Source organism: Rhodopseudomonas sp. G2_2311 (genome assembly GCF_047501505.1).
GTDB lineage: Bacteria > Pseudomonadota > Alphaproteobacteria > Rhizobiales > Xanthobacteraceae > Rhodopseudomonas > Rhodopseudomonas palustris_H.
Map to the genome: position 1 here is coordinate 46,696 of NZ_JAZDRK010000024.1, position 12,053 is coordinate 58,748.

The window sequence follows — 12,053 nt, forward strand, 5'->3', positions numbered from 1 at the left end:
CGCGTAGGGCGGTGCGGCGTGCCTGTCGCTCGCCGCCGCCTCGGAGAAGATCTCCTTCGCGGCCGGCTGGAGGCCGGCCGCGTCGAGCGCGTGGATCAGTTGGATGACGGCATTGGGTCCGATTTCGGACACCGACGAATGCGTCTCCACGTCAGTGACGGGTCGCCGAACCTGCGTCATGGGTGGTATCCGCCATGCGGCTGGTTACGGTCTTGGCGAGTGCTGCCTTGGCATCGGCTTCGCTCTCCTCCATCTGCTCGGTGCCGCCGCCGCAGGCCGAGACGATGGCCATCTGCGAGGCCGCCGCCTTGCGGGAGCGGTCGGCGTTGGCTTCCCAGTCCGCCATCTGCGCGTGCGAGATCTTGCGGGTGGTGTCGAACTGGAAGTCGACCTTCTTCTTCGACTGCGGACCCCAATAGCCGACGCGGCCGAGGTCGTAGAACTTGCGCTCGAAGCCGGCCTTGAGGAACGCCTTCAGACAGCCCAGCAGGTAGCGGCGCCGGCGTCCCGTTCCCGACCAGGGATACGAGAAGAACGCCTTGTACATGTAGAACCGGCGATAGTTGTTCATCACCCGGTCGAGCAGTTCGCCGCGCTCCATCGCCGCCGGCTTCACGATCGGCGTGACGAAGTTGTACTTGGCGAAGTCGAACACCTCGACCTTGTCGGACAGCTCCTTGAACAGCGGAGTGAACGGCCACGGGGTGTACATCGACCAGTTGGCGAGGTCCGGCTTCCAGTCCATCGCCATGCGGTATGTCTCTTCCAGCGTCTCCGGGGTTTCGGAGTCGAGACCGACGATGAACTGGGCTTCGACGACGATGCCGGCTTCGCGGAGCAGGCGGATCGCCTTCTTGTTGTCGGAGATCTTGGTCTCCTTGTTGAACAGGTCGAGCTTGAGCTGAGCCGCCGCTTCGGTGCCGAGCGACACGTGCATCAGGCCGGCTTCGTTGTAGAACTTCAGCAGTTGCTCGTCGCGCAGGATGTCGGTGACGCGGGTGTTGATGCCCCACTGCACCTTCTTGTTCAGGCCGCGCGCGATCAGTTCTTCGCAGAACTGGATGAACTTCTTGCGGTTGATGGTCGGCTCTTCGTCGGCAAGGATGAAGAAGCCGACGTCGTACTTCTCGACCAGCTCCTGGATTTCGTCGACCACCTTCTTCGGGTCGCGGACGCGGTAGTCGCGCCAGAACTTCCACTGCGAGCAGAACGAGCAGGTGAACGGACAGCCGCGCGCCATGTTCGGGATCGCCACGCGGGTGTTCATCGGAATGTAGCGATACAGATTCCAGTTGAGCACGCCCCAGTCGGGCTTGATGGCGTCGAGGTCCTTGACCGTCGGGGCCGCCGCGGTGGCGACGATCTGGCTCTCGCCATTGGAGCCTTCGGTGTAGGCGAGGCCCTTGATCTCGGAGCGGTTCGCCGGCCAGTTGCCCGAGGCAACGGCGCGCGCCAGCTCGACGACGATCTCTTCGCCTTCACCGCGGACGATCACGTCGACCCACGGTGCTTCGCTCAGCACCTGCTGATACATGAAGGTCGCGTGCACGCCACCCAGCATGGTGACGATCTTCGGGTTGATCTGCTTGGCGACCTTCAGTGCTTCTTCGGCCGCGTAGATCGAGGGGGTGATCGATGTGGCGCCGACCAGGTCGGGCTGATAGTCGGAGATGATCTTGGCGAGACCCTCATTGGAGATCTCTTCGGTCATCGCATCGACGAATTTGATGTCGGTGAAGCCGTTCGCCTTCAGCGCGCCCGCCAGATAGGGGGCCCATGCCGGCGGCCAGTGGCCGGCGATCTCCGCGCCACCGGAATGGTAATTCGGGTGAATGAGAAGGATGCGCACTGACTTTCTCCCATGATTGTCAAGAAACGATGACATGTGCGATGTCAACGATTGTTGACGCAGATCAAACGAATGGTGCTTTGGTACTCGGCGAGACGCGTCCGCGTTTCGCCGCTGAGAAATCGCGGCAAGTAGTGCCGCGCAGATCGGAGGGAATCACGACTCCGCTACGAAGTTGGCGTCGTGGCTGAGAGCGTCCAGCGTATCGACGTTCAGGCAGTAGCGCTGATAGCCGGGGATCAGCGTACCGGCTGCGATATCGGCGTCGCACTCCTGCTTGTGCTCACACACGGCGCAGGTGCGCCGCAGATCGTTAAGTAGCATCGGCTCCTTTTCGGCGAGCGCACGGATGCTGATGCGCAGCGCTTCGAGCAGGCAAGGTAACTCCTTGGCGCTGGTCCCCTTGGTCGCAAGCGCGCGAACTTCGGCTGGCGACAGTCCGAGGTCCTTGACCATGTTGGCCATGGCCAAGCCGAAAGCTTCGAGCTCGCTCGGACTTCCTGCAATCTCTTCCCACTCTCGGACGACGTCGGCGACGGCTTCTGTCACGGGCGCATTTCTTGTCGGCTTGCCGGGTGCGGTCATGAGCGCCTCCAACGCAACTTGCCGGGCGATATACTCATACAAGCACGCGCCTCCCATTGCGCTGGATCAAGGAGTGCAACGCGGTTGCGATCGATCAAAGACAGGCCGTAAACTCCGGCCGGGCCGTGCGAATTTTCGCCTGAGGCGGACACGTGCCGGCGCCATAACGACGATGGGAAGACGCCCCTGCGGGGGCGGTAAAGGAAGCAGGAGGGGGCGCGGTGCTGCTGGGGCTTTTTGCCGACATTCACGCCAATCGGCCGGCGTTTACCGCATGCCTTGCGAATGCGCGCGAGCGCGGCATCGAGCGCGTCGTTCTATTGGGCGATTACGTCGGCTACGGCGCCGACCCGGACTGGACCGTCAGCACCGTTCGCGACCTGGTCGCCGACGGGGCGGTCGCGGTGCTCGGCAATCACGATGCCGCGATCGGTAATCCAAAAGTGCAGATGAATGCCGAAGCGGAGGCCGCGATCGAATGGACGCGCGGCCAGCTCGATTCGGCGCAGCGCAAGTTCCTCGCCGATCTGCCGATGCGGCAAGAAGAGCACAGCCTGCTGTTCGTACATTCGGAAGCGACGCGTCCGGAGTCCTGGATCTACGTCACCGACACCGCGATCGCCTCCCGCAGCATGCAGGCGGTGTCGGCGCACGTCACCTTCTGCGGTCACGTCCACAAGCCGGCGCTGTATTCGCTCTCCGTCACCGGCAAGATGACCACCTTCGTGCCGACGACGGACGTGCCGGTGCACCTGTTGCCGGGGCGGCAGTGGCATGCGGTGCTTGGGTCGGTCGGGCAGCCGCGCGACGGCAATCCGGCCGCGGCCTACGCGCTCTACAACACCGTCAAGCACGAGCTGACCTATTGCCGGGTGGCGTATGACGCCAGCGAGGCGGCGCGGCGCATTCGCGACAACGGCCTGCCGCTGTGGCTCGCCGACAGATTGCTGGTGGGGCGCTAGAGGATGGACCAGCCTTCCTTCGAGCCCGGCTCGACGCTCGATGGTTTCACCATCGAGGAAGCGATCCATCGCGGCGGCATGGCGACGCTGTTCAAGGTGCGGCGCGACGGCGATCCGATGCCGATGGTGATGAAGACCCCGCGGATGGGCGAGGGCGAGGATCCGGCGGCGATCGTCAGCTTCGAAATGGAGCAGATGTTGATGCCACGGCTGTCGGGGCCGCACGTTCCGAAATTCGTGGCGATGCGCGACTTCTCCACCCAGCCGTACATCGTGATGGAGCGCATCGCCGGCGAGCCGCTGCTCGCGCGGCTGCCGGAGCTTCCGCTGCCCTATGACGAGGCCGTGGCCATCGCGGCCAAGATCGCGACCGCGATCGCCGACCTGCATCGTCAGCACGTCATCCATCACGACATCAAGCCGAGCAACATCATGTTCCGCCCGAGCGGCGAGGCGGTGCTGCTCGACATGGGACTGGCCTGCAGCGATCAGTTGCCGGACCTGATGCAGGAAGAGTTTCGCCTGCCGTTCGGCACCGCGCCCTACATGGCGCCGGAGCGGCTGCTCGGCGTGCGCGACGAGCCGCGCAGCGATCTGTTTGCGCTCGGCGTGCTGCTGTATTTCTTCACCACTGGGATGCGGCCGTTCGGCGAGACCGAGACGATGTACGGCATGCGCCGCCGGCTGTGGCGCGATCCGCATCCGCCGCGCAAGCTGCGCCCCGACTATCCGCTGTGGCTGCAGGAGATCGTGCTGCGCTGCCTGGAGATCCAGCCCGAGTGGCGCTATCCGACCGCCGCGCAACTGGTGTTCGACCTGACCCATCCGACCGAGGTGAAGCTGACCACGCGCTCGGAGAAGCTCAAGCACGATCCGCTGCGCACCGTGCTGCGCCGCCGCTTCAACAAGGAGCTGACCCGGCCCCGCGCTGTGGAAACGATGGCGGCTCACTTGGCGTCGGCGCCGATCGTGGCGGTGGCGATCGACGTTGCAGAAGGCTCCGGGCCGCTCAACGATGCGCTCCGCACCACTGCCTCGCGCATCCTCGCCACGCTGCCGTCGGCGCGGCTCGCCTGCCTCAACGTGCTCAAGCTCGGCCGCATGACGATCGATCGGACGCTCGACGAGCACGGCCACAACAAGCACGTCGATCGCCTGGTGCAGCTTCGGCATTGGGCCGAACCGCTGAAGCTCTCCGACGACCGCCTTACCGTGCACGTGCTTGAGGCGGTCGATCCGGCGTCGGCGATTCTGGAATTCGCCCAGGCCAGCCGTGTCGATCACATCCTGATCGGTGCGCGGCGCAGCTCGGTGCTGCGCTCGCTGCTCGGCAGCGTCTCGGCCAAGGTCGCCAGCGAAGCCGGCTGCACGGTGACAATCGTGCGCGAAGCGCAAGTTGCGCCGCCGCGCAGCGCGTCGCGTGCGGCCGCGCAGGATGCGTGATCCTGCTCAGGATTCGTTAAAGCCCAATAGGTTCGGGAAACGCTGGTCAGTTGATCATCAAGCGGTCATCGACCGCTGCTACGCCCGGAGTCGACCATGCGGCATTTTGCGCCGCCCGACGTTCGTCCCAGGTATCGACCCGGCCTTCCAGGATCACGATGTTGCCGTTCTTCACCGTGACACGGATGGTCTTCGATCCGATCTCGGCGTGGCGGCGCAGCGCCGACTCGATCTTGTCGCGGATGCAGGAATGATCGGCGAGCGGATTGTTGATGACGATGTTGTTGGTGACGCCCATCACGCCGGCGAGCTTGCGGACATCGTCCTCGGCGGCGGCGCGCTCGAAGTGCCAATCGACCGTGCCGCTCAGCGTCAGCCAGCCGTTCTCGACCTGAACGTCGACCGAGCTCGACGGAACCAGCACGTTCCATTCGAGCAGATCGCAGGCGCGCTGGGCGATCTGATCGTCGGCGGCGCGATTGAACGGCGAGCGGACTTCGAGATGGTCGGTGATCGCGTGCACGCCTTTGACACGACGCGTCGCCGCGATCGCCGCGACCTTGTCGGCGTAGCTGATGACGTGACCACTGAGGATCACTCTGTCGGCCTCGACAGCAACCTTGATGTGGCCGCTGTTGAAGCTCGGATCGAATTCGAACTCGTCAAGGATGTTTTGACGAAGCTGGGACTCGGACATTCGTGGCCTCAAGAGTACCGCTACGCTGACGCGCGGCATCTTGGTTGCTGGCGCTGCAAACACATTGATCAGAATCAACGAGATCCAACCTTTGCGATTGATCCGCATCAAACCTCAGCGGGGTCGGTGCGTCGCGGCACTGTCATTGATCCGGCTGCGTGCTGGTGTGCGGCAATCGGCACTCGATTGCTGCATGATTGCTCACATTGCGTTGCGTTCGCGCATGACTATGTCACGCAAAGCTGACATTGTTTGCAGCCATCATCGCCGTGCGCGGGGGCGCGCCGCACCGTGTGACGTGGAAGTGAACCCGCCTGCAGGGCACCGGTCCTGCATCTGCGCCGCCCTGGCGCGCCTCGACTGATAATCTGGAGATGATGATGTCCGACGTGTTGTCGAACGATCTATTGCAGAAGATGGACGCCTATTGGCGTGCCGCGAACTATCTGTCGGTTGGACAGATCTATCTGCAGGACAATCCGCTGCTCGATCAGAAGCTGCAGCTCGACCACATCAAGCCGCGCCTGCTGGGGCACTGGGGCACGACTCCCGGCCTCAACATGCTGTACGTGCATCTCAACCGGCTGATCACCGCGCACGACCTCGACATGATCTACATCATCGGCCCCGGCCACGGCGGGCCGGGTCTGGTCGCCAACGCGTATCTGGAAGGGACCTACACCGAGCGCTATCCGGCGATCGAGCGCAGCCGCAACGGCATGCAGCGCTTGTTCCGGCAGTTCTCCTGGCCGCATGGCGTGCCGAGCCACGTCTCGCCGGAAACGCCCGGCTCGATCCACGAGGGGGGCGAGCTCGGTTACTCGCTGGCGCATGCCTATGGCGCGGCGTTCGACAATCCGAATCTGATCGTCGCCTGCGTGGTCGGCGACGGAGAGGCCGAGACCGGTGCGCTGGCGACCAGCTGGCACTCCAACAAGTTCCTCAATCCGGCGCGTGACGGCGCGGTGCTGCCGATCCTGCATCTCAACGGCTTCAAGATCGCCAACCCGACCGTGCTGGCGCGGATCACGCCGCAGGAACTGACCGATCTGATGCGCGGCTATGGCTACGAGCCATACTTTGTCGAAGGCGACGATCCGGCGGTGGTGCACCAGACGCTGGCTGCGACGCTGGAACGCGTGCTCGGCGAGATCCGCTCGATTCAGGACAAGGCGCGCAACCACGGCGCCACCGAGCGGCCGCGCTGGCCGATGATCGTGCTGCGGACCCCGAAGGGCTGGACCGGTCCCAGGCAGGTCGACGGCAAGCCGGTCGAGGGTACTTGGCGCGCCCATCAGGTTCCGATCGCGGACTTCAAGAATCCCGAGCATCTGACGCTGCTCGAGGACTGGATGCGCAGCTATCGGCCTGAGGAACTGTTCGACGCCACCGGCAAGCTGCGTGACGAGCTGCAGGCGCTGGCGCCGACAGGCCGCCGCCGGATGAGTGCCAATCCGCACGCCAATGGCGGCGAACTGCTCGAACCGCTGTCGCTGCCCGATTTCCACGACTACGCGGTGACGTTGACCGGGCCAGGCGCGCTGAAGGCCGAGGCGACGCGGGTGCTCGGCACCTTCCTGCGCGACGTCATGAAGAACAGCCTCGACAGCCAGAATTTCCGGCTGTTCGGACCGGACGAGACCGCGTCGAACCGTCTCGATGCGGTGCTGCAAGTCTCGCCGAAGGAGTGGATGGCGGCGATCGAGGACGTCGACACCGATCTCGGCCCCGACGGCCGGGTGATGGAGGTGCTCAGCGAGCATCTGTGTCAGGGCTGGCTCGAAGGCTATCTGCTGACCGGGCGGCACGGCTTCTTCTCGTGCTACGAGGCGTTCATCCACATCGTCGACTCGATGTTCAATCAGCACGCCAAGTGGCTGAAGGCCTGCGCCACGATCCCGTGGCGGAAGCCGATCGCCTCGCTGAACTATCTGCTGACCTCGCACGTCTGGCGCCAGGATCACAACGGCTTCTCGCACCAGGATCCGGGCTTCATCGACCACGTCGCCAACAAGAAGTCGAACGTGGTGCGGATCTATCTGCCGCCGGATGCGAACTGCCTGTTGTCGGTCGCCGACCACTGCCTGCGCAGCCGCAACTACGTCAACCTGATCGTCGCCGGCAAGCAGCCGGAATGGCAGTGGCTGGATATCGACGCCGCGGTCCGGCATTGCACAGCCGGCGCCGGGATCTGGCATTGGGCCAGCGACGAGGGCGAGCCCGACGTGGTGATGGCCTGCGCCGGCGACGTGCCGACGGTCGAGACGCTGGCTGCGGTCAAGCTGCTGCGGGAGTACGTGCCGGATATCAAGATCCGTGTCGTCAACGTCGTCGACCTGATGGTGTTACAGCCGAGCTCGGAGCATCCGCACGGCATGGACGACCGCCGCTTCGACGAGCTGTTCACCACCGACAAGCCGGTGATCTTCGCCTTCCACGGCTATCCGTGGCTGATCCACCGGCTGACTTATCGCCGCCGCAACCACGTCAACATCCACGTCCGCGGCTACAAGGAAGAGGGCACCACGACGACGCCGTTCGACATGGTGGTGCTGAACGACCTCGATCGCTATCGCCTGGCGCTCGACGCGATCCTGCGGATTCCGCGGCTCGCCGATCAGCGCGACGCCGCCACCTCGCGCTACTGGGCGACGATGCAGCGGCACAAGCTGTATATCGGCGAACATGGCGACGATCTGCCGGAGGTTCGCGACTGGCGCTGGTCGGCCTGATCCGCGCGCGATGCCAGGGGCCGGCGCGACCCGAACAATTGCGCCGGTCCGGTCAAGGCACCGTCAACCACCCGTGCATGGCAATGCGCTGTCCCGGCGCATTGCCTCTTCGCATTAACCGACGGTTGCAGCACCCTCGCTATCGCTCGTCGATCGTGTGACGGGGGTAGGAGCCGAGTGATGCGTCGTGAAGAGCGAACCGAGGCGGGGCAGGACGGTGTCCACGCCGACAAGCTGCTCGGCCTGCTCAATCTGCTGGTGATCGATGACGATGCCGTGCAGCGCATGCTGATTGCCGGTGCGGCGGAGAAGGCCGGCTACGCGGTGACCCACGCCGCGTCCTGCGCTGAAGGCATCGGCCTGATCCGCGACAAGCATTTCGACTGTGTCACGCTGGACCTGAAGCTGGAGGACGGCGACGGCGCCGACGTGATGCGGGCGATGGCGGCGGCGAAGTACGAAGGGCCGATGATCGTGATCAGCGGCATGAGCTCGCAGCATCGCCGTGCCTCGCGCGATCTGGCGCGATCACTCGGCATGGAGCTGCTGCAGAGCTTCCCGAAGCCGATCGATCTCGCCGCACTGCGCATCTCGCTCGCCAATCTGCGCAGCACGGTGGCCGGCCTGCCGATCGTGCATTCGTGGGGCGAGGTCTGCGGCCCCCGCTTCGAGCGCAACAGCTGAGCGCTTCCGCCGCCGGTTCGCTTCGCTTTGGCGTTTGAGGTGATTGTCGTTCGTGTAGGCATCTCCCGGACAGCCGTCAGGGCTGGCTACGACGTTGGTCTTAGCTGTTGCTCGATTTGTGACTGCGCTTAACTCATCGTGACGCTCTGCAACCGCACCGATCCGCCGTAAACGGCAAATCGATCGTATTTTCAGACAGTTTTACGAATAGGATAGAATTGGGTTCCTATCCTCTTGCTCATACCAAGTAACTGTCCGGCGATATCTGCGGACGGTCGCACAGGATCCTGCTTCGATCACCGGTCGTGAATAGTCGGTGCAGCCGAGCAGGTCGAGCCGAAGGTGTGAAATGTCGATTGTCATCCAAAAGTTGATTGCCGCCTTCGTGTTCGATCCTGGTGATTGCACGAGGCCATTCACGGTTTGATCCGGCTGTTGGCGCGAAGTCTGAAATTGGACTGAATGCGAGGCCGGCAAATCCGGGATCCTGTTTTCGGAATGCTTCACGCGCCGGTTGTACGACCCGCGCGAGCGGTCTGGCCATGCCGGTCGACGTCCGAGCCGCGCTCGATCCCACGATAGCCCCACCTCAACAACAATAATCTCGTCTGCCCGAGCCCTCAGGTTCGGTGGTGTTTGGAGTTTGAAATGCGGAAGAACTTGCCTGTGACCGACGACGAATATTTGCTCGACGACGGCACGCTGATCGTTTCGAAGACCGACGTCAAAGGCAAGCTGACCTATTTCAACGATCAGTTCGTCATCGCGTCCGGCTTCAGCGAGCAGGAGCTGATGGGACAGCCGCACAACATCGTGCGCCATCCCGACATGCCGCCGGAGGCGTTTCAGAATCTGTGGGATACGCTCAAGGCGGGGCGGCCGTGGGTCGGCGCCGTGAAGAATCGGCGTAAGTCCGGCGGGTTCTATTGGGTACTCGCAAGCGCGACTCCGCTGTGGGAGAACGGCCAAGTCACCGGCTACATGTCGGTGCGGACCAAGCTGCCGGCCGATCAGCGCGCCGAAGCCGAGCACGTCTATGGCTTGCTGCGAAACAACAAGGCGCACGGCTACAGAATCGACGACGGCATCATCCGGCGGCAGTCCTGGCTTGGCCGGCTCGGGATGTTCACCCGGACGTTGCGCTCGCGACTCACCACGATGGTGGCGGTGCAGGCGGTGATCATGATGATCATCGGCGCTGCCGGCATCTTTGCGGTCCACAATATGGATCAGCGCCTGCAGTCGGTTTATGAGGATCGCGCCGTCCCGCTGGGGCAGCTCGCCGAAATCAACGAGCGTCTCCTTGACGATGCGATGGCGCTGCGCGGCGCGGTGGTTCGCGCCAAAGTCGGCAAGCAAATCCGCGACGTCGCCGGCCGCATCGCCACCAACCGCGAACGCTCCGACAAGCTGCTCGCGGACTACACGACGACGCGGCTGTCGGCAGATGAAAAGGCGCTTGCGGGCAAGTTCGCGGCGGCGCGGCAGACTTATTTCAACGAAGTGGTCAGCCCTGGCATCGCGATGGTGGCGGCCCGAGAATTCGATCGGCTTGGTGAGTTGATGACCGGCCGCGCTGAAGAGCTGTTCAAGGCGACCAAGACCGAGCTCGACAAGCTGGTGGCGATGCAGGTGCAGGGCGCCCGCGCCGAATACACCAGCGGCCAGCGGGAATACGTCACCATGCTTGTGATCTCGGTCACGCTGCTGGTGATCGGCCTGATCCTCGGCGTCTTGAATGGCATGTTCACGACCCGCGCGATCACCGTTCCACTGCAGCGGCTCAACACCGTGATGGGCAATATCGCGCAGGGTAAATTCGACAGCCGGGTGGTGATCGAGCGTGACGACGAGGCCGGCGTCGCGCTGCGCAACATCCAGGCGATGCAGAACCAGTTGTTCTTCAGCCGCCAGGAGGAGAACGATGCCGCGCAGCGGATCGCCTTGCAGCGTAAGCGCGACATGCAGCGGCTGGCCGACGAGTTCGAAGCTGCGGTCGGTGAGATCATCGAAACCGTCTCCTCGGCCTCGACCGAATTGGAAGCCTCGGCCAGTTCGCTGACCGCGACTGCCGAACGCTCGCAGGACCTGACGGTCGCGGTGGCGGCTGCGTCGGAGCAAGCGGCTTCGAACGTGCAGTCGGTCGCCTCGGCCACCGAGCAGATGTCGTCGTCGGTGAGCGAGATTAGCCGCCAAGTGCAGGAGTCGGCGCGGATCGCCGTCGAGTCCGTCAACCAGGCGCGGCACACCAATGATCGCGTGAGCGAGCTGTCGCAGGCTGCGGGGCGGATCGGCGCGGTCGTCGAACTGATCAACAACATTGCCGGCCAGACCAATCTGCTGGCGCTCAACGCCACCATCGAGGCGGCGCGGGCCGGCGAAGCCGGGCGCGGCTTTGCGGTGGTCGCGCAGGAAGTGAAGATCCTCGCCGAGCAGACCGCCAAGGCGACCGGCGATATCAGCCAGCAGATCTCCGGCATCCAGGCGGGGACCGAGGAATCCGTCGCGGCGATCCGGCAAATCGGCGTGACGATCGACCGGATGGCCGAAATCGCGTCGACGGTAGCGTCGGCGGTCGAGCAGCAGGGTGCTGCAACGCAAGAAATCGCCCGCAACGTTCAGCAGGCTGCGCACGGCACGATCGAGGTCAGCTCGAATATCGCCAGCGTCCGCCAGGGCGCTGCCGAAACCGGATCGGCGTCCTCTCAGGTGCTGGCGGCCGCCCAGGCGCTGTCGCACGACAGCAACCGGCTGAAGACCGAGGTTAGCCGCTTTCTCAGCACCGTACGGGCCGCGTGAGCGCGGTCCGTCTCCGGGTGGAGGCACGATCGCGAATGGCTCGTACTCCTACGTGCCGCAAAATTAACGAGAGCGTAGGCCACCGCCGGATATGGCTGGCAATGGACATAAATTCCGCTCGTCGAGTGGAAGGGCCGCGGGTCCTGCGGTCACCGGTGTGTAGGCGAAAGGCGTAACGCGTATGGACGATCTTCTTCGTGAGTTTTTGACGGAGACCTTCGAGAGCCTGGACACGGTTGACAACCAGTTGGTCCGGTTTGAGCAGGAGCCGAACAACGCGAAGATATTGGACAATATTTTTC

The 12,053-nt window shown here is 63.9% G+C and carries 8 protein-coding genes and 1 pseudogene; 5 read left to right on the plus strand and 4 right to left on the minus strand.

Features of this window, described 5'->3' with window-relative positions; all coding sequences use genetic code 11:
- From VRZ08_RS22270 to VRZ08_RS22280, 3 genes and pseudogenes are all read right to left on the minus strand, one after another.
- Window positions 1-180: pseudogene (locus VRZ08_RS22270) on the minus strand (bacteriochlorophyll 4-vinyl reductase); the annotation flags it as partial.
- Window positions 152-1,849, minus strand: coding sequence for a magnesium-protoporphyrin IX monomethyl ester anaerobic oxidative cyclase (bchE, locus tag VRZ08_RS22275; RefSeq protein ID WP_107343654.1), 1,698 nt, complete (start codon window positions 1,847-1,849; stop codon window positions 152-154). The pseudogene VRZ08_RS22270 and the gene bchE, both read right to left, overlap by 29 nt.
- A 156-nt stretch (window positions 1,850-2,005) precedes the next feature.
- Entirely contained in the window at window positions 2,006-2,434 is a 429-nt protein-coding gene (locus VRZ08_RS22280) for a hypothetical protein (RefSeq protein ID WP_164572331.1), read from the minus strand.
- A 221-nt stretch (window positions 2,435-2,655) separates the two neighbouring features.
- Between VRZ08_RS22280 and VRZ08_RS22285 the strand changes: the two genes are divergently transcribed.
- Both VRZ08_RS22285 and VRZ08_RS22290 read left to right on the plus strand, forming a co-directional pair.
- A complete protein-coding gene (locus tag VRZ08_RS22285) occupies window positions 2,656-3,396 on the plus strand; it encodes a metallophosphoesterase family protein (protein WP_414533938.1) in 741 nt (246 codons plus the stop codon).
- Between the two features lie 3 nt (window positions 3,397-3,399).
- The gene (locus tag VRZ08_RS22290) at window positions 3,400-4,839 is read left to right on the plus strand and encodes a serine/threonine protein kinase (protein WP_414533939.1); all 1,440 of its coding nucleotides are present in this window, start codon (window positions 3,400-3,402) and stop codon (window positions 4,837-4,839) included.
- Window positions 4,840-4,885: 46 nt separating this feature from the next.
- Here VRZ08_RS22290 and VRZ08_RS22295 read toward each other — a convergent pair whose 3' ends face one another.
- Window positions 4,886-5,536 carry a BON domain-containing protein gene (locus VRZ08_RS22295; RefSeq protein ID WP_107346508.1) on the minus strand — a complete coding sequence of 217 codons (651 nt, stop codon included), beginning with the start codon at window positions 5,534-5,536 and terminating at the stop codon, window positions 4,886-4,888.
- 380 nt (window positions 5,537-5,916) lie between these two features.
- On the opposite strand from VRZ08_RS22295, the gene VRZ08_RS22300 reads away from it, so the two are divergent.
- The 3 genes from VRZ08_RS22300 to VRZ08_RS22310 all read left to right on the plus strand — a co-directional run bounded on the left by VRZ08_RS22300 (window position 5,917) and on the right by VRZ08_RS22310 (window position 11,751).
- Window positions 5,917-8,268, plus strand: a complete 2,352-nt coding sequence (locus VRZ08_RS22300) for a phosphoketolase (protein WP_414533940.1) — start codon at window positions 5,917-5,919, stop codon at window positions 8,266-8,268.
- A gap of 180 nt (window positions 8,269-8,448) precedes the next feature.
- Window positions 8,449-8,952 (plus strand): response regulator, encoded by a 504-nt coding sequence (locus VRZ08_RS22305; RefSeq protein ID WP_414533941.1) that lies wholly within the window; start codon window positions 8,449-8,451, stop codon window positions 8,950-8,952.
- Between the two features lie 648 nt (window positions 8,953-9,600).
- Entirely contained in the window at window positions 9,601-11,751 is a 2,151-nt protein-coding gene (locus tag VRZ08_RS22310; RefSeq protein ID WP_414533942.1) for a methyl-accepting chemotaxis protein, read from the plus strand.
- Window positions 11,752-12,053 lie beyond the last annotated feature (302 nt).